The 16445-nt window shown below is 65.9% G+C and carries 19 protein-coding genes; 4 read left to right on the top strand and 15 right to left on the bottom strand.

Features of this window, described 5'->3' with window-relative positions; genetic code table 11:
• From VLK31_RS21240 to VLK31_RS21225, 4 genes are all read right to left on the bottom strand, one after another.
• Positions 1 to 312 (bottom strand): hypothetical protein, encoded by a 312-nt coding sequence (locus tag VLK31_RS21240; protein WP_409170417.1) that lies wholly within the window; start codon positions 310 to 312, stop codon positions 1 to 3.
• Complete coding sequence (locus VLK31_RS21235) at positions 309 to 494, bottom strand: hypothetical protein (RefSeq protein ID WP_409170416.1); 186 nt, start codon at positions 492 to 494, stop codon at positions 309 to 311. Before VLK31_RS21235 ends, VLK31_RS21240 begins: the two co-directional genes overlap by 4 nt.
• A complete protein-coding gene (locus VLK31_RS21230; protein ID WP_409170415.1) occupies positions 491 to 1609 on the bottom strand; it encodes a S41 family peptidase in 1119 nt (372 codons plus the stop codon). Before VLK31_RS21230 ends, VLK31_RS21235 begins: the two co-directional genes overlap by 4 nt.
• Before the next feature lie 413 nt (positions 1610 to 2022).
• Complete coding sequence (locus VLK31_RS21225; protein WP_409170414.1) at positions 2023 to 2451, bottom strand: hypothetical protein; 429 nt, start codon at positions 2449 to 2451, stop codon at positions 2023 to 2025.
• 208 nt (positions 2452 to 2659) lie between these two features.
• Here VLK31_RS21225 and VLK31_RS21220 point away from each other — a divergent pair, with 208 nt between their 5' ends.
• Complete coding sequence (locus VLK31_RS21220; protein ID WP_409170413.1) at positions 2660 to 3301, top strand: dihydrofolate reductase family protein; 642 nt, start codon at positions 2660 to 2662, stop codon at positions 3299 to 3301.
• Positions 3302 to 3351: 50 nt separating this feature from the next.
• Here the strand turns inward: VLK31_RS21220 and VLK31_RS21215 are convergent, their stop codons facing one another.
• The 5 genes from VLK31_RS21215 to VLK31_RS21195 all read right to left on the bottom strand — a co-directional run bounded on the left by VLK31_RS21215 (position 3352) and on the right by VLK31_RS21195 (position 7893).
• Positions 3352 to 3816: a hypothetical protein gene (locus VLK31_RS21215; RefSeq protein WP_409170412.1), complete on the bottom strand. Its 465-nt coding sequence runs from the start codon at positions 3814 to 3816 to the stop codon at positions 3352 to 3354.
• A gap of 45 nt (positions 3817 to 3861) precedes the next feature.
• On the bottom strand, positions 3862 to 4131 hold the full coding sequence (locus VLK31_RS21210; RefSeq protein WP_409170411.1) for a hypothetical protein: 270 nt from the start codon (positions 4129 to 4131) through the stop codon (positions 3862 to 3864).
• 119 nt (positions 4132 to 4250) lie between these two features.
• Complete coding sequence (locus VLK31_RS21205; RefSeq protein WP_409170410.1) at positions 4251 to 5495, bottom strand: PQQ-dependent sugar dehydrogenase; 1245 nt, start codon at positions 5493 to 5495, stop codon at positions 4251 to 4253.
• A gap of 27 nt (positions 5496 to 5522) precedes the next feature.
• On the bottom strand, positions 5523 to 6365 hold the full coding sequence (locus VLK31_RS21200; RefSeq protein ID WP_409170409.1) for a dienelactone hydrolase family protein: 843 nt from the start codon (positions 6363 to 6365) through the stop codon (positions 5523 to 5525).
• Positions 6366 to 6516: 151 nt separating this feature from the next.
• Entirely contained in the window at positions 6517 to 7893 is a 1377-nt protein-coding gene (locus tag VLK31_RS21195; protein WP_409170408.1) for an MFS transporter, read from the bottom strand.
• Between the two features lie 99 nt (positions 7894 to 7992).
• On the opposite strand from VLK31_RS21195, the gene VLK31_RS21190 reads away from it, so the two are divergent.
• Positions 7993 to 8871 carry a LysR family transcriptional regulator gene (locus VLK31_RS21190; RefSeq protein ID WP_409170407.1) on the top strand — a complete coding sequence of 293 codons (879 nt, stop codon included), beginning with the start codon at positions 7993 to 7995 and terminating at the stop codon, positions 8869 to 8871.
• A gap of 66 nt (positions 8872 to 8937) precedes the next feature.
• Here VLK31_RS21190 and VLK31_RS21185 read toward each other — a convergent pair whose 3' ends face one another.
• From VLK31_RS21185 to VLK31_RS21160, 6 genes are all read right to left on the bottom strand, one after another.
• Positions 8938 to 9342, bottom strand: a complete 405-nt coding sequence (locus VLK31_RS21185) for a DUF6194 family protein (RefSeq protein WP_409170406.1) — start codon at positions 9340 to 9342, stop codon at positions 8938 to 8940.
• Positions 9343 to 9362: 20 nt separating this feature from the next.
• Positions 9363 to 10388 (bottom strand): Bug family tripartite tricarboxylate transporter substrate binding protein, encoded by a 1026-nt coding sequence (locus tag VLK31_RS21180; protein ID WP_409170405.1) that lies wholly within the window; start codon positions 10386 to 10388, stop codon positions 9363 to 9365.
• A 36-nt stretch (positions 10389 to 10424) separates the two neighbouring features.
• A complete protein-coding gene (locus VLK31_RS21175) occupies positions 10425 to 11858 on the bottom strand; it encodes a sensor histidine kinase (RefSeq protein WP_409170404.1) in 1434 nt (477 codons plus the stop codon).
• On the bottom strand, positions 11859 to 12524 hold the full coding sequence (locus tag VLK31_RS21170; protein ID WP_409170403.1) for a response regulator: 666 nt from the start codon (positions 12522 to 12524) through the stop codon (positions 11859 to 11861).
• 25 nt (positions 12525 to 12549) lie between these two features.
• Entirely contained in the window at positions 12550 to 13557 is a 1008-nt protein-coding gene (locus tag VLK31_RS21165; RefSeq protein WP_409170402.1) for a Bug family tripartite tricarboxylate transporter substrate binding protein, read from the bottom strand.
• 71 nt (positions 13558 to 13628) lie between these two features.
• Positions 13629 to 14459, bottom strand: coding sequence for an IclR family transcriptional regulator C-terminal domain-containing protein (locus tag VLK31_RS21160; RefSeq protein WP_409170401.1), 831 nt, complete (start codon positions 14457 to 14459; stop codon positions 13629 to 13631).
• 199 nt (positions 14460 to 14658) lie between these two features.
• Here VLK31_RS21160 and VLK31_RS21155 point away from each other — a divergent pair, with 199 nt between their 5' ends.
• Positions 14659 to 15582, top strand: coding sequence for a shikimate dehydrogenase family protein (locus tag VLK31_RS21155; protein ID WP_409170400.1), 924 nt, complete (start codon positions 14659 to 14661; stop codon positions 15580 to 15582).
• A gap of 28 nt (positions 15583 to 15610) precedes the next feature.
• Positions 15611 to 16444, top strand: a complete 834-nt coding sequence (locus tag VLK31_RS21150; protein ID WP_409170399.1) for a shikimate dehydrogenase family protein — start codon at positions 15611 to 15613, stop codon at positions 16442 to 16444.
• Position 16445: the final 1 nt, after the last annotated feature.

Here is a 16445-nt window from a genome sequence, read left to right as displayed (position 1 = left end):
CTAGTCGAAGACAAAGCTGAAGCGCAGCTCTCCGTCTCCTGCGATCTCGCTGGCTTTGGCGTCTGGCGACTTGTTGTACTTGGGTGCGCGGCGGCGCAGCAATGAAGGAGCGAACACCCGCAGGATCTCCACGTTGCCCACCTCTGCTGCCAGGACCTGATGGGTCGAGCTGAACTGGAGAAACCTCGACGTCTCGATGGCGTCCACAAGTTGACGAAGTGTTGCGTCGTCGGCCAGGTCATACACCATCTCCAGAGGGCCGATCTGGTCGTCCTGGAAGCAGCAGGCTTCGCGGGTGATTTGAAACTTCAAAGGAGCCTCCATGCAATGCGGTGATGTGGCCAGTCTTTCAATCCAGCAGTGATTCGGCGTCCATGATGATTGGGGACAGTCTGTGCGTCGAGCGGCAAGTGATGGGTGATGCCAAGGTGCACAACACCGGTTGTGCTGTCAGTGCCGACTGAGTCGACGATCGAGGCGTTGTCGATGGTCATCGGGCGCTGCGCTGAATGTCGGCTGCTGTCCGCTGCGACTGTCTGTCGAGCGCAGCTTCCGAACTCAACACTGTGGCGATGGCTCGGTCTTGGTCCGCGGCAATCAACGCATTCTTTTCTTTCGCTCGAGCCGCTTTCAGTGCAGCGAGGTATGCGGTGTCGAGCGCTTTTTCAGCGGCCACGTTGACATCGGGCGCAACACCGCGCCCCTCCCAGTTCTGCTTCGTGACTGGATTGACGGACCGAGCAAAGGGGATCCATACCTGGAAGTGATCGTTCAGCTGGAACGGTTTGACGGGATGCGCACCGCCCCCAGTTGCCTCGCCAACGACGACAGCTCGTTTCAGGGCCTGAAGGTTGTACGTGAACTCCTCGCCAGCCGAGAACGTGTTCTTGCTCGTCAGTACATACACAGGCCGGTCCGCGTACTTTCTGCCGGGCGCGTCAGCAGTCGTCCAGAACTCTTCGATGCGGTTGCCCTCTCGATGCTGCAAGTCGTTCAAGTGGACTCGGTCGGTGAACAGGTAGCTAGTGATCCAGGCAACACCCGCCGGCCATCCGCCTCCGTTCTGCCGCATGTCGATGATGAGCGCAGCCGTATCCCCAACAAAGCCAAAAGCGGCGGCGGTTGCGTCCTTGAGAAACTCAGGCTTGGAAAAGCCTCTGATGTCGATGTAGCCGACGTTGCCCTCGAGCCGCTCGGCCTTGACGAAGCCGTTGTTCGCATACGAGTTGAATCGCCGCTCTTGTTCGGTGGTTTCTTCGGTGGAAGAAGGAATGGGGTTTGGCACTGCATTGAAAAAGACCGCCAGATGCTTGTCGCCGTTGACGGAACGCAGGTCGGCTTCGAGCTGCTGTCTCAGGTCTTGAGACGTGCCGATGGCCGCATAGCTGCCGGCCTCCAATTTGCCCCGGATCAGTTTTGCCATTTCGAAGGCGCGGTCCGGGAAGACGTAGTTCTGTTCGACTGCAGCAGCGACATCACTCGCAATCTTGCGAACCGCACTGGCATCGATCGGCACTGGGGGGTCTGCAATCTGCGCGTGGGCGATCCCGCCAACTGCCAATGCGGCCATCAACAATAAAGCTGGGAATGAATTTTTCTTGACGATCATGTATGACTCAATCCGGCGGTGAAAAAGGGCGCCTCGCTGCGTCGACAGGCGAGTGTTTGAAGGACTGTTGGACGTTGCTTGTCAATTGCAGTCGGTGATTTCTGATTTTTCGCCGACTCTTCGCTTGTGGCTGTTTGTGGCCACCTGTAGCCGAAAGGTAGTCGGCTGCGTAAGTACTTAAGCAGTCTGCGATATGTAGCGCCAACGAACGCTTTTCGGATCGTGGGCTCATTCGCCAACAGCTTCGTATTCGCGTCCAGAGAAATTTTGCATTGCAGATTGAATAAGTCTGATGCCCTTCGAAGATGGGGGTCGAAGTCGGCCACCCACAAATCTTCAACAAAGGGAGCAACGCTCTCGATCAACCGATGTGGGCCGAGCGCCGCATAAGCGAAGGTCCAATGCTGACCGCCTCAAGGCATTCCCTTGGTTGTCGCCCCGTTTGGAAGATACGGCTTTCCGGTAACTTCCTCGATCTTCTTCTTTGTCTGTTGGGCCAACTCTTCATCCGCTTCGGGTGAAAGTTGCACTGAGATTGCTGGTGGCTGCTTGCGCGCTGCTTCGGCAGGGAGAAGGACATAGACGGCGCAGAACGCAGCCAGCAAGGCAATCATCGCCGCCGTCCAGGATGGAAGACGATGAATCCCGCGCCAAGCTTGGTGGTCGGTTCGACTCAGCCTTCGCGCCACGGCGACAGCGCTACCGCTACCGGAGATGAGCAAGCTCAAGCTGCACAGTGGTATCCAAAGTACTACGGCAAAGGCAGCGCTCCAAGGCATCAAACCATCAGCGACAGACAGCAGCAAAAGCCACAGCGCCACTGGTGCCAGCCCGACGAGCATGACGATGTTGGTGATGCTCCGGCTAGCGCGAGGTGACATGGCAATTTGAATACGGGAAAAGAGTGCGGTGACTGTATCGAGGCGTGCACCTGACTAAAGGCGACCAAGCGGGAGCGTGCCAGATTCACGAAAACCCGCTGTACACACTGTCCGTCGCTTGCATATAGTTGTGTACGGCGTTCACATGCGATACGAAAGGTCCTTCCCCATGAGCAATGCAAGCAAGGTATTCGTCAACATCGGACTCAGCCTCGACGGCTACATGGCCCCCGAAGGCATGACCATGAGCGACCCCGGGTACAAGAACTGGGGCGCCAAGTGGGGCGCGATGATGGGCTGGCTGGTAAGGCTGCAGCACTTTCGCGAGAACGTCCTCAAGGCCGGACCCGGCGGCGAGACGGGCCCTGTGAATGACCTGGTTCGCGGCACCTTCGAGCGCATCGGCGCCAACATCATGGGCAAGCGGATGTTCGATCAGGGCGAGGTTGCGTGGCCCGAAGACGCACCGTTTCACACACCGGTCTACGTGCTGACCCATGAAAAGCGCGAACCCTGGGTGCGCCCGGGCGGCACGACCTTCCACTTCATCAACGACGGGCCAGAGCATGCACTGGCGCTCGCGCGGGAAGCCGCGGGCGCGCGTGACATTCGCATCGCGGGCGGCGCGGACGTTGTTCAGCAATACCTGAAGCTGGGCGCGGTCGACGAACTTGAGATTGCCCTGGCGCCGGTGCTGTTCGGCAGCGGGCGGCGTCTGTTCGAGAACATGGGCGACATCGGAACGACGTTTCGGATCGACAGGGTGCTTGATGGCCCGGCCGCCACGCACCTGCGCTACGTGCGGCAATGAAGGCATGCGAAGGTCGGGTTTGCTGCTGACAAGCTCTGTGGCGTCAGGCCCTAACCCGCATGCTGTTTCAAAACTTTCGGCTCAACGAACGAGTCCGACCACAGTTGCACGAGGTAGTGATCTCGACCCTCTAGCCCGTCCTCCGACAGCGTGTCGAACCCCGAGCCTGACAACCTCACCTTGTATGTGCCGGGCGGCAGATCGAAGCGCGGTGCGTCCGCAAAAAAGTCGGTGCAACCAGCCACCACCAGACGGCCGCTCGGCACGTCGATGGCGCCTTCGACGACATGGTCGAACTCGGCAAGATCGACACGCGGCTCGGCATCGAGGAATTCAAGCGTCACCGGCACGGTCATGTTGCGCACGGTGCCGATACCGACCGTGCCCGCAGTCACCGCCATCATTCGAATCACTGCGTCCTCGCTCCAGGCATTCGACAGGTTGCCCTCACTCTCTTCGTCCTGCAGGTAGAACTGAAAGTAGTCGGCGAAGAGTTCAAGTCGATGGGTTTTCATGGCCCAAGGCGCTCAGGTTCAGCGCTCTGTCCGCCCGCCATCGCCTCAATGCTTGACGTGCGTATCGCCAGACGGGTCTGCTGGGGTCCGTTGCGCGGCTGCAGCCGCTTCGGCTTCCTTGTCCTTCTTGTTGGCCATGTGCCGCCCGACCATGCAACCGCCCGCAGCGCCGATCAGCCCATGGTGCCCTGCGACATGCCCGCCCACACCGCCCACGACGGCACCCTTGATGCAGCCCTTTGCGTTTGCAGCAACAGGCATGGCGAGGAACGCGGCAGCAGTGACGGCCGCGAGCAAAGCGTGTGAAGTCTTCATTGGAGGTCCTTGTGTTTGAAGATTGTGAACACCCAGGCTAGCGGTTCGCGCGCCGGCGAACGTACGCGGCGGGTGACTCCATCTGTAGGCGCGTTTCTGTTTTGTACGCGCAGCAGTGTTCACTTCGGCGTGAGCCGATACAAGCCGCCTTCGTGCTCGTCCTCGATCAACCACAGCGCACCGTCCGGCGCCTGCTCGACGGCGCGCACGCGAAAGCCGACGGTCCAGTGCTCGGCCGGTGTCGCCATGGCGCCTTGCACATCGATCCGGTGCAGGGCACGGCTGACGAGGCCGGGCGCGAACGCCGAGCCCTTCCATTGCGGAAACATCGCGCCGCTGTAGAACATCAGGTTGCCGGGCGCGAGCACCGGGGTCCAGTAGATGGCGGGCTTGGCAAGGTCGGGGCGGGTGTCGGGGCTGGCGATGGGCACGCCGTTGTAGTTCATCGCATAGGAGACGAGCGGCCAGCCGTAGTTTTTGCCCGGTTCGATCAGGTTCAACTCGTCGCCGCCGCGCGGCCCGTGCTCCAGCTCCCACAGGCGGCCGTCCGGCGCGAAGGCAAGGCCGTAGGGCGTGCGATGCCCTGAGCTCCAGGTCTCCGAGGGCGTGAGGTTGGGGCCTTCGAAAACATAGGTGCGCACGACGGGCGCGGTCTTGGCGGCCTCGGTGTCTCTGGGCGGATCGATCACCGGAACGGACCGTGCACCGGTCTTGCCCTCCATGGGGTTGCCGGGCGCGGGCTTGCCGTCCAGCGTGAGTCGCAGGATCTTGCCTGCGGGTTGGTTCGGGTCCTGCGCAGGCGTGAAGCGCTGCCTGTCGCCGACGGTGAGGAACAGAAATTTCTGGTCCGGCGAGAAGGCAACGGCAGCGCCGACCTGGCCGCCCTTGCCCTTGATCGGGTCGCGCCAGATGACCTTCAGGTTCTCCAGCGATGCAGTCCCAGTACTGGTGCTGGTGCCGGTGCCGAGCTTCAGCGTCGCACGGGCCAGCGCCAGGCTCGATGTGTTCGACTGTTGTCCGGGCTCCGAATACGTGAGATAGATCGCCCCGTCGCTCGAATACGAAGGAGCGATGTACACGCCGAGCAGGCCGTTCTGGCTTTGGTAGAGCACCGGCGGCACACCGGTGACCTCGAGCTTCTGCCCGGCTTGCGTCGCCAGAAAGAGCTTGCCGCTCTTCTCGGTGATCAGCATGCGTCCGTCGGGCAGGAAGGCGATGCGCCATGGCAAGTCGAACTGCGCAACCTTCGTGAGCTTGAAGGGAGGCGACGCGCTGGCGGGCAGCGCGCCGGCGTTGATCTGCGCCAGCACGGGCGTTGCCGCAAGAAGCACGCAAGGGATGAGACTGAATTTCGAAAATTGCATGCTTCGCTCGTCAGCCCGTTGCCGCAATCAGGCCAGTGCCTGGTTGAAAGTGGCCAGCAGGCGCGTCCAGGCGCGCTCGGCCTGGGCGGCGTCGTACACCCGCGTGTCGGGCGGGCACCAGCCGTGGGCCGCGGGGTACACCTCCACCTCGGCCGGGAGCTTGGCGCTTTCGAATGCGGTGCGCAGCGTGGTCTTGGCTTCGGGATCTTTGGCGTCGTCGTTCTCGGCCACTGCAACCAGGTAGCGCGCCTTCGTCTGGGCCAGCAGGCGATGAGGGCTGTCGGGCGACGCGGTCACCATGGCGGCGCCATGGAAGGTGCCAACGGCGCCCACGCGGTCGGGCGCCACCGTGGCGGTGCGCACTGCAATCGGCCCGCCCATGCAGTAGCCGGTGGTGCCGAGCTTGCGTGCCTTGTCCACTTCCTTTTGCGCATCGAGCCATGTCACGAAGGCTTTGGCGTCGGCCAGGTGCATGGCTGGCGTCAGGGCTTGCATCAGCGGCATGACTTCTGCGATGGCCGTCTGTCCGCCCTGCGCCGCAGTGGGTGCTTTCTTCTGGCGGTAGAAGGGGTTGACCACCAGCACGCTGTAGCCCGATTCGGCCAGGCGCCGACCCATTTGCCTGAAGGCCGGGCGCAGGCCGAACACGTCGGGCCAAATCAGCACGCCGGGTGCCGCGCCCGCGGTGGGTGCGACGAAGTAGGCGTCGCAAGTGCCGTCCGCCGTGGTGATGCTCACCTCGCGTTCGGCCACCCCGACGGCGTTGGCCACGCCGGGCAACGCGGTCAGCAGGCCGGCGGAAGCGGCGAATGTGCCGAAGTCGCGGCGGGTGTACTTCTTGAGCTCGTCCTGGTCGTTCAGATCACACATGTCGGGTCTACCTTGTTGGGGTTGGGTCAGGGGTCCGCTTTTGCCACGAATCGAGAGGGGGGGCAAGCTGGGGGTCTTTCGTTGGCACCGAGCGTGGCTGCACCGGCTGCGGAGCGGCAGTGCCTGCGCACGCTCGTCGCCAACGACGCGCTCATGCCGCCTCCTTTCGATCCTTCGGAATCCCGAACAGGCACATCAGGCTTCCCGCCAGCAGCAACGCAACGGACACACCAAGCGACGCGTGCATGCCGCGCATGAACGGCCCTGGCGCCGTGTCGCGCACCAGGTAGCCGAACACGGCCACGCCCAGCATGCCGCCGGTCTGGCGTGCCGAGTTGAGAACACCCGACGCGATGCCGGCACGCGAGGCGTCCACCGACGACAGCGTGGCGTTGGTCATGGTCGGCACGGTCAGTGCGATGCCGCTGGCCGCCAGCAGCATGGGCGCGACCAGCATCCAGTAGGCGCCGTCGATGCGGATCGGCAGCAGTACCAAGTAGCCGCAAGCAGCAAGCGCCAGGCCCAGAACCATCAAGCGCCTGGCGCCCATGCGGGTGATCAGTCGACCGGCGATGACGTTCACCGCCATCAGCACGATCGTCATGGGCAGAAACGCGAGCCCGGTCTGCTGCGGCGACAACTGCTGCTCCACTTGAAAGAACAGGCTGAAGACGAAGATGAGCCCGTAGTAGGCAAAGTTGACGATCACGCCGACCAATGACGCCACCGCGAAAGCAGGGATGCGAAAGAGCGCGAGTGGCAGCATCGGCGACGGGCTGCGCCACTCGATGACGACGAAGCACAAGGCTGCCACCAGTGCCAGCAACAGGCCACCCTGCACCCACGGATGCTGCCAGCCCACACGGCCAGCTTCTGTCAGCGCCACCGTGAGCGCCGCCAGCGTGCAGACGATGGCGGCCTGGCCCGGAAGATCGAAGCTGCGGCGATGGCCGGTGTTGCCCGGCGCGGCATGGCGCCACGCAAGCAACAGCCCTATCAAACCCACGGGCAGGTTGATCAAGAAAATGCTGCGCCAGCCGCTGTGCGTGATCAGCACGCCGCCCAGCACCGGCCCCGCAGCCAACGATATGCCGCCGATGGCACCCCACCAACCGACCGCGCGGCTGCGCTGTTCCCGATCAGGAAAAGCCTGCTGCAGCATGGAAAGCGAATTGGGCACCAGCAGCGCCGCACCCAGACCCTGCACCGCGCGTGCCGCCACCAGCGCCCACAGGCTGGGTGCCAGACCGCAGGCGCCCGATGCCAGCGTGAACAAGACAAAGCCGAGCATGAAAAGCCGCCTCGCGCCAAATCGGTCGCCCAGCGCACCGCTGGTCAGCAGCAATGCCGCGAAGACCAGCGTGTAGGCGTTGAGCACCCACTGCAGCCCCGACACGTCGGCACCGAACTCCCGGCGCAGAGCCTCCAGGGCCACGTTGACGACGCTGACATCGAGCAGAACGACGACAAGCCCGAGCGCGGCGGCGACCAGCGTGACACGGGCACGAGCAGAAGAAACGGAAGGCATCGAGAAGGTCCACAAGAGCTGATTCGTGCCGATGCTAGGTCGCCGACTTCTGCGCGTAAATTCTGTATAAACGCCAGTCAAAGTGGAGAAAACGCACAGATGTTCGATTGGGAAAATCTTCGCCATTTCCTGGCTGTGGCCCGCGCCGGCACGTTGTCGGGTGCCGCCCGTGCATTGCAGGTCGACCATGCGACGGTGAGCCGGCGGCTCAGTGCGTTCGAAGGCGAGTTGCAGGTCTCATTGGTCGAGCGCATGCCGCGCGCCTGCCAACTGACGCCGATGGGCCAGCAGGTCTTCGAACAAGCGCAGGCCATGGAGGAGGGCGCGTACGCCATCGAGCGACGAACCCAGGCGAGCCGCAATCCCCTGAATGGCAAGGTGACGCTCAGCGCCCCGCCGATCCTGGCGACGCATTTGCTGGCCGGCAAGCTGGCCGACTTCAGGGCGGCCTATCCCGGCATTCAGCTGTCCATATCCGCGCAGGCCAACCAGGTGTCGCTGAGCCACAGGGAGGCCGATGTTGCATTGAGGCTGGTGCGCCCCAAGGAGGCGAGCAGCGTGGTGCGCAAGGTGGGGCACATGCCCTTCGCGCTGTATGCGAGCCGCCACTACGCGCCGCTGCGCCGCCCACAGGACTGGACCTTCATTGCCTATGACGCCCAGTTCGCCGACATGCCGCAGCAACACTGGCTGCTGGACATTGCCGGGCACCGGCCGGTGGGTTGCGAGCTCAGCGACATCAGCGGTCATCTGGCCGCGGCGCGGGCGGGCGCCGGCGTGGCGGGGCTGCCGTGCTTTCTGGCCGATGCCGATCCGGCCCTGGTGCGCCTGAAGCACGAAGGCGAAAGCTTTTCGCGCGACATCTGGTTGGTGGTGCATCGCGACCTGCGGCGTGCAGCGCCCATGCGCGCGGTGATGGACTTTTTGATCGAGGTTGTGGCCTCGCAGAAGGCGCTGGCCCTGGACAAGAAAACCTAGACCGTCTCAACAACAGCAAGTCCGCGCGGGCTCGGGCTCTGTGCCGAACCGGGCGAACCCGATCCGCTATGCGCCCTTGCCCTGCAAGCCCAGCAGCTTGTGTGCTTCCACGAGCAGCGGCTTCACCGCCTCGAAGGTTTTTGCGCTCGGGTTGATCACGCTCACCCAGTGCGTCTTGGCGTCCGTCGGATGCGGCATGAGCCGGTCGAGCGCGGTGAAGTCAGTTCCCGCCTGCTCCTGCTCGCCGAACAGCGCATGAAAGCGTTCCTCGCCCGTGCGGATGTTCAGCCGGAACACGCCGGGCCGGTTCAGGTTGGAGGCGCTGTCGGCGTCGCTGTCCTTCGTGACGATGGTCGCGAACGGCCACTTGTTGTCCGCGCCGTGAAAGAAAAAGCTGTTGTCGTCGGCGACCACGAAATGGCCACCGCCAAGCATGTCGATGATGTGTTGGGTGATGTCGTCTTCGGTCATTGAAAGATGAAGCTTGGGGGTCAGGGCTTCCAGCGGCGAAGTCCGAGTTCTTCCGCAAGCGCCCGGTAGGTGGTGATGCGCGCCTGCACGTAGTCGTCGAGCGCGGTGCCGGTGAGCGCGAAAGGATAAAGGCTGTGCCGCGCGCGCAGCGCTGCATAGCCCGGCGCTGCGGTGGCTTGGGCAAAGGCGGCGGTCCACGCGCGCACGGCGGGCTCGGGCACGTCGGCGCTCAGGTACAGGCCGCGCACGGTCGGCCACACCAGGTCCACGCCTTGTTCGCGCGCGGTCGGCACGCCGGTGAGCGCGCCGCCCAGCCGCGTGTCGGACAGCACGGCCAGCAGCCGCACCGCCGCGCCGCCCTCCATGGCCTGCAGCGCCTCGGCGGCATCGCCGGGGAAGGCGTCTACATGCTTGCCCTGCAACGCGCTCAGTGCGTCGCCGCCGCCTTCGAACGACACGAAGCGCATGGCCTTGTGGTCGCGCCCCGCGGCGCGCACCAGCAGCGCGGCCTTCACCCAGTCCTGGCTGCCCACGGTGCCGCCCGCGCCGAAGGCGATGCGCGACGGGTCTTGCCGCAGCGCGTCGACCAGGTCTTGCAGGCGTTTGTAGGGGGAGTCGCGGTGCACGGCGATCACGCCGTAGTCGGTGCCCAGCGTGGCAATCCATCGCACGGCGGATGGCGGGTGCGGCCCGAAGCGGCCCTGCGCCAGGTTGAGCAGCGAGCCGCTCGAAAAAGCCACCAGCGTGCCTGGCCCGCCGAGCTTGCCGGTGGCGATGCGGTCGAACGCCACCGCGCCGATGCCGCCCGGCAGGTAGCGCTGGGCCAGCGGCGGGCGCGCGGGCCGCACGGCCTGCAGCGCGTCGCGTGCAAGCGCGCAGGTCAGCGCAAAGCCGCCGCCGGCCTTGGCGGGAATCACGCAGTCGGCGGCGTCTTCGGAAGGGTCGCCCGCGGCCAGGGCACGCGCGCCGGGCAAGGGCATCAGCAGCGCGCAGAGGGTGCGAAGTGCGTGGCGGCGGGTGGGGCCAATCGGCATGGGTGTCGGCATGGGCATCTGCGTGGCATCTGCTTGGGTATGGGCCTGTCAGGCGACAGCCGGGCGGGGCCACCAGATGATCGCATGCAGCCCCCGGCCGGCCTCGCGCGCCTCCAGCCGCAGCTCGCCCTGGTGGCGCTGCGCAATGGAGCGCGCAATGGCCAGCCCCAGGCCGAAGCCGCCCTTGCCCGCGCGAGCGCCACGGCGAAAGCGCTGGCCCAGCGCGGCGCGTTCTTCGTCGCTCAGGCCCGGCCCGTCGTCTTCCACGTTGAGGCTCCAGCCCGCGGCGTCGGCGGCGGTGAAGAGCGTGATGGTGCCTTCGGCCGGCGTGTAGGTGATGGCGTTGGCCACCAGGTTGCTCAGCGCTTCGCGCATCAGCCCGCGGTCGGCCACGGCCACGAATTCAGGTGTTGGCGAGCGGGTGCCCAGGTCGATGCCCAGGTCGATGCGCTTCGCGCGCGCCAGCGGCAGCAGGTCGACCGCCACTTCGCGCAGCAGCGCGGCCACGTCGAACTCGGCCGGCTCCACCAGCACGGTGTCGCTGCGGCCCAGCGCCAGCAGTTGCTGCGCGCTGCGCGTGGCGCGGCCGATTTCTGTGCCCAGCGCATCGAGCGCCATCTGCACCTGCGCCGGGTCTTGCTGGCGCCGCGCGTAGTCGGCCTGCATCTGCAGCGTGGTGAGGTGGGTGCGCAGCTGGTGCGAGGCATCGTCCAGAAACTGCCGCTGCTGCGCCACCAGCTCTTGCGTGCGCGACATCTGCTGGTTGACCGCGGCCACCAGCGGGCGCACCTCGGCGGGCAGGTCGGCATCTGCGATGCGGGTGAGGTCGTCGCTGCTGCGCGCCTGCACCTCGCGCGCCAGCCGCGACAGGGGCCGCAGCGCCGCGGCCAGCGCCAGGGCGGTGCCGCACAGCAGCATTGCCAGCACCAGGGCGTCGCGCAATGCCGCGCTGCGCACGAAGCGCGCGCTGAACTCCTGGCGCGAGCGAGTGCTTTCGCCGACCTGAATGAGCACGCTGCGCCCGGTGCTGCCGGCCGGTGCGCGCTCCAGGTCGCGCCGGTAGGCTGCCAGCCGCACGGCCTCGCCGAAGTAGGTGGCGTCGTAGAAGGCCGGCACGCCCATCGCCAGCGCGGCGGGCGGCGCGGGCAGGTCGGCGCTGCCCAGCTCCACCAGCCCGTCGGAGGTCGACACCCTGAAGAACACCTGCCCGCTGGCCGTGAGCTCGAAGAACTCGAACATGGTGTACGGCAGCTCGACCGACAGGCCACCCGAGGCGGTCGAGATGTTGGCGTCTATGGACTTCAGCGCACCCAGCAGCGAGCGGTCGTAGGCCGCGTTGGCGGCGGCCAGCGCGTCGTGCCGCGTCATCCACAGCTCGATGCCCGTGACCACAAGCAGCGCGGGGAACAGCAGCAACGCAAGGCGTTGCCACAGGCTGGCGCGCCGCAGCCTTTCACGCAGTCGAAAGGGCGACGGGCTCACTCAGTCTGATTCCAATACATAGCCGAGTCCCCGCAGCGTGACGATGCGCACGCCGCTGCCGTCCAGCCGCTTGCGCAGGCGGTAGACAAAAACCTCGACCGCCTCGGGGTGCACCTCTTCGTCGTCGGAGAACACGCGCTCCAGTATTTGCTGCTTCGACAGCGGCTCCCCGCTGCGCTGCACCAGCACGCGCAGCACGGCCAGCTCGCGCGGCGAGAGCGCCAGCGTTTCGCCGTTCAGCGTGAAGTGCCGGCGCGCGCCGTCGTACACCAGCGCGCCGCAGGCCAGGCGCGGATGCTCAACGCCGCGCGCGCGGCGCACCAGCGCGTGAAGCCGCGCTTCGAGCTCCGCCAATGCGAAGGGCTTGGCAAGAAAGTCGTCGGCGCCCGCATTGAGCGAGGCCACGCGCTCGTTCAGCGAATCGCGCGCGGTGAGGATGAGCGCGGGCAGCCGCTGGTCGCGCTCGCGCAGCCGCTGCAGCACCGTGTGGCCGTCCATGCCCGGCAGGCCCAGGTCGAGCACCAGCGCGTCGTGCTCGCGCTGCTGCAGCGCCCTATCGGCCAGGCGCCCGTCGTCCACCCATTCGACCTGGATGCCCGCATGCTCGAGGGCCTTGCAGAGCCAGGTGCCCAGGGTGTGTTCGTCTTCGGCCAGCAGGATGCGCATGGCGCGATGCTAGGGCCTGGGCCAATCAATCAGGCTTGATGTTTGCCCTTGCGATCACCTTCTGCCAGCGCGTTTGCTCGGCCGCGATGAACTGCGCGAACTGCTCCGGCGTGCCACCGACGGCCTCGGCCGCGTCGGCGGTCAGGCGCTGCATGGAGTCGGGCGACTTCACGGCCTTCATGGTTTCGGCGGAGAGCTTGGCCAGGTTGGCGGGCGTGAAGTTGGCCGGCGCGAGCATGCCGTACCACTGCGTCATTTCGAAGCCGGGGAAGCCCTGCTCGGCCACGGTCGGCACGTCGGGCAGCTGCGCCAGGCGCTTGGTGGAGCCGGTCGCAATGCAGCGCACCTTGCCCGCCTTGATGAACGGAATGATCGCGGCCGCGCCGATGGCCGATGCGTCGAGCCGGCCCGAGAGCAGGTCGGTCACCATCGGGCCGGTGCCGCGGTAGGGCACGTGCAGCATGAACACGTCGGCCGTCATCTTCAGGTACTCGAAGGCCAGGTGGCCTGCGCTGCCGTTGCCCGCGGAGCCGTAGCTCAGCTTGCCGGGCTTGGACTTGGCGTAGGCGATGAACTCCTTCAGGTTCCTGGCCGGCACGTCGGGGTGCACCACGTACAGGCTGGGCACCTTGGCCAGCAGGCTCACGGGCTTGAAGTCCTTGTTGGCGTCGTAGGGCAGCTTGGCAAAGATGTACGGGTTGACCGCCAGCGTGCCGATGTGGCCCAGGATGATGGTGTGCTGGTCGGTGCTGCGCGCCACTTCGCTCATGGCAATGTTGCCGGCCGCGCCGGGCTTGTTGTCGACGAACACGCTCTGGCCCAGCGTGCGCGAGAGCTCGGCCGCGGTGGAGCGCGCCACGATTTCAGAGCTGCCGCCGGGCGCGAACGGCACCACGAAGCGAACCGACTTGCTGGGCCAGGTGTCTTGCGCCGAGGCCATGGAAGGCAGCAGGCCGCCAAGGGCGAGGGCGCCGCCGGCCTGCAGCCAGTGGCGGCGGTTGTGGGCGAGGTCGTTCGAAAACAGATCGGACATGGTTTTGTCTCCAGCGCTTATTGATTGAAAAGGCGCATCGTGCCTGCGCGATGCTGTCGGAATGCTGTCAGTCAGATCAGGTTGCGCATCGCCTGCGCTGTTTCGCGCAGCACGGGCAGCACCCGCGCCACCGCGTCTTCCGAGCTCTCGTGCCCCATCGGCATGGTGATGTTCAGCGCCCCCACCAGCGTGCCGTGCCGGTCGCGCAGCGGCGCCGCGATGCCGCGCGAGTTCAGGTCGAGCTGCTGCTCCGACAGTGCCCAGCCCTGCGCCCGGATGCGCGCCAGCTCCAGCCGCATGCGCTCCATGCTGGCGATGGTGTGCGACGTGAACACGGTGAGCTGTCTGGTGGCCAGCCACTGGTTCAGCTCGGCGTCGGTGCGCAGCGCCAGCATCAGCATGCCCGAGGCCGTCACCTGCGCCGGCACGCGCGCGCCCAGCACGTAGCCGGTGCTCATGCTGCGGTTGGGGCCGTTGCGCGCGATGTAGACCACCTCGTCGCCGTCCATCACGCTGAGGTACGCAAACTCGTTGGTGCCGGCCGCCACGCGCTGCAGAAAGGGCTGCACCACGCGCGGCAGGCGGGCCGACTCCAGGTACGACTGGCCCAGGCGCAGCACCCGCGGCGTGAGCCAGAAAAGCTTGCCGTCGCTTGCCACGTAGCCCATGTGCTGCAGGGTGAGCAGGTAGCGCCGCGCGGCGGTGCGGGTCATGTTCGTGCGCTGGCCGGCCTGGCTGGCGGTGAGGCGCGGATTGGCGTCGTCGAAGGCTTCGATGATGCTCACGCCGCGCTCCAGCCCGGCGATCCAGTCGCGCTTGTCGAGGCCCGCGGGCGGTGCGGCGTCGTCCACGGTGTCTTTGATTTCCTTGGTGTCCTTGCGGGCCTTGACGGTGGTGCTCATGGGCGGAAGTGTGCCTTTGCAAAGGGCTTGCATGGGCGCCCGCGGCACCCCTGAAAACCCTTGAATTGAACGATCATCGATTTTTGTAGTTCGATAATCGCACGCCGGAGCGGCCGCAAGGCTGCAAGGGCGAAGCGAAGCGACTATAAAGCGGGGCATCCGGCCTCGAAACGAGCGATTGACGAACGGAAGCAAGCACATGAGCCACTCCATCCGCGGCAGCACCCAGGCCTACCTGATTCCGGGCGACCCGGTTCGCAATGTGCGGCTGCCCCGCATGTTCAACGCCGCCTTCGAGCGCTACCAGATCGACGCCGTGCTGCTGCCCATGCAGGTGCCGGTGCGCGACTTTGCGGTGTTCTTCAAGTCGGCCTTTCTGGCGCGCAATGTGCGCGGCATGGTGATTGCGCCGCCGCACAAGCCGCTGGTGGTCGACCTGCTCGACGGCTGCGGCCTGTTCGGGCGCGTGGCCGGCTCGGTGAACGTGGTGCGCCGCACCGAGGGCGACCAGCTGGAGGGCGACCTGTTCGACGGCGAAGGCCTCATCGGCGCGCTCGACCACTGCAACATTCCGTTCCGCGGCAAGCGCGTGCTGATTCTGGGCGCGGGCGTGAGCGCCGCGGCCATTGGCGTGGCGCTGGCCGAAGGCGGCACGGTGAACGGCGCGGAGCACATCGCCTTTTTCGACAGCGCCGCCGGCAAGGCGGCGGGCGTGGCCGCCAAGCTGAATGCGTTTTTCGACGCGACCGTGGAGGCCGTCGAAAGCAACGCGCCAGAGGGCTTCGACCTGGTCATCAATGCCACGCCGCTCGGGCTGGTGGAAGGCGACGCGCTGCCGGTCGACGTGACGCGCATGGACCGCCATGCGGCGCTGTTCGACATTCTTCTGCGCAACCAGCCCACGCCGCTGGTGCGTGCGGCGCGTGCGCGCGGGCTCAACGCGCAGGCGGGCTTCGAGATGCTCATTCAGCAGATGCCGCACTACCTGCGCTACTTCGGCCACCTGGACGCGGCCGAGGCGCTGCAGGCCGACGCCAACTTTCTTCGAGAGATCGTCTATCCGCCGGCCATGCAGGCCGAAATTGCGCAGCCCCTGCGCTACCACTCGCCCAGCGTGGCCTGAGCCGCGCATCACACACGAAACAACCGACATGATTTCCGGCAAGACCACGCTCATCGCCCACCTGGGCTTTCCCACCGAGGCCTTCAAGGCCCCGATGATCTACAACCCCTGGTTCGACAAGCAGGGCATCGACGCGGTGGTGGTGCCCATGGGCGTGAAGCCCGAGGACTACGCGGCCTCGCTGCCGCAGATCTTCAAGTTCAGCAACCTGCGCGGCGCGCTCGTGACCATGCCGCACAAGGTGACGACCATGTCGCTGGTGGACGAGGTAACGCCCACCGCGCGCGTGGCCGGCGCGTGCAACGCCATCCTGAAGCGGCCCGACGGCACGCTGCTGGGCGACCAGTTCGACGGCGCGGGCTTCGTGCGCGGGGTTGAACGCAAGGGGCGCCTGTTCAAGGGCACGCGCGTGCTGGTGTCGGGCACGGGCGGCGTGGGCTCGGCCATTGCGGCGTCGATTGCCGCCGCCGGCGCGGCCGAGCTGATGCTGTTCGACATGAGCGACGCATCGGCCCAGGCACTGGCCACGCGGCTGCGCGAGCACTATCCGCAGCTGAAGGTGAGCACCGGCTCGAAAGACCCGGCCGGCTGCGACGTGGTGGTCAACGCCACGCCGCTGGGCATGAAGGAGGGCGACCCGCTGCCATTCGACGTGGACCGCATCGACCCCGGCACCTTCGTGGGCGAGGTGGTGATGAAGACCGAGTTCACGCCGCTGCTGCTGGCCGCCAAGGCCAAGGGCTGCGCGGTGCAGGTGGGCACTGACATGCTGTTCGAAATGATTCCGGCGTACCTCGAATTTTTCGGCTTCGGCACGGCGTCGCCGGACGAGCTGCGCGCCGTGGCGCAGCTGAAGTACTGAA

The organism is Variovorax sp. H27-G14 (genome assembly GCF_046156345.1).
Taxonomy (GTDB): domain Bacteria; phylum Pseudomonadota; class Gammaproteobacteria; order Burkholderiales; family Burkholderiaceae_C; genus Variovorax.
This window is presented reverse-complemented; position numbering and strand designations above follow the sequence as displayed.

Bases quoted from the DNA above. Each gene is read 5' to 3' on its own strand.
- VLK31_RS21190 (WP_409170407.1), top strand. From the start codon at position 7,993: ATGTTCGATTGGGAAAATCTTCGCCATTTCCTGGCTGTGGCCCGCGCC.
- VLK31_RS21180 (WP_409170405.1), bottom strand. From the start codon at position 10,388: ATGCCGACACCCATGCCGATTGGCCCCACCCGCCGCCACGCACTTCGC.
- VLK31_RS21215 (WP_409170412.1), bottom strand. From the start codon at position 3,816: ATGAAAACCCATCGACTTGAACTCTTCGCCGACTACTTTCAGTTCTAC.
- VLK31_RS21155 (WP_409170400.1), top strand. From the start codon at position 14,659: ATGAGCCACTCCATCCGCGGCAGCACCCAGGCCTACCTGATTCCGGGC.
- VLK31_RS21230 (WP_409170415.1), bottom strand. From the start codon at position 1,609: ATGATCGTCAAGAAAAATTCATTCCCAGCTTTATTGTTGATGGCCGCA.
- VLK31_RS21160 (WP_409170401.1), bottom strand. From the start codon at position 14,459: ATGAGCACCACCGTCAAGGCCCGCAAGGACACCAAGGAAATCAAAGAC.
- VLK31_RS21225 (WP_409170414.1), bottom strand. From the start codon at position 2,451: ATGCTCGTCGGGCTGGCACCAGTGGCGCTGTGGCTTTTGCTGCTGTCT.
- VLK31_RS21205 (WP_409170410.1), bottom strand. From the start codon at position 5,495: ATGCAATTTTCGAAATTCAGTCTCATCCCTTGCGTGCTTCTTGCGGCA.
- VLK31_RS21170 (WP_409170403.1), bottom strand. From the start codon at position 12,524: ATGCGCATCCTGCTGGCCGAAGACGAACACACCCTGGGCACCTGGCTC.
- VLK31_RS21185 (WP_409170406.1), bottom strand. From the start codon at position 9,342: ATGACCGAAGACGACATCACCCAACACATCATCGACATGCTTGGCGGT.
- VLK31_RS21165 (WP_409170402.1), bottom strand. From the start codon at position 13,557: ATGTCCGATCTGTTTTCGAACGACCTCGCCCACAACCGCCGCCACTGG.
- VLK31_RS21210 (WP_409170411.1), bottom strand. From the start codon at position 4,131: ATGAAGACTTCACACGCTTTGCTCGCGGCCGTCACTGCTGCCGCGTTC.
- VLK31_RS21220 (WP_409170413.1), top strand. From the start codon at position 2,660: ATGAGCAATGCAAGCAAGGTATTCGTCAACATCGGACTCAGCCTCGAC.
- VLK31_RS21195 (WP_409170408.1), bottom strand. From the start codon at position 7,893: ATGCCTTCCGTTTCTTCTGCTCGTGCCCGTGTCACGCTGGTCGCCGCC.
- VLK31_RS21235 (WP_409170416.1), bottom strand. From the start codon at position 494: ATGACCATCGACAACGCCTCGATCGTCGACTCAGTCGGCACTGACAGC.
- VLK31_RS21150 (WP_409170399.1), top strand. From the start codon at position 15,611: ATGATTTCCGGCAAGACCACGCTCATCGCCCACCTGGGCTTTCCCACC.
- VLK31_RS21200 (WP_409170409.1), bottom strand. From the start codon at position 6,365: ATGTGTGATCTGAACGACCAGGACGAGCTCAAGAAGTACACCCGCCGC.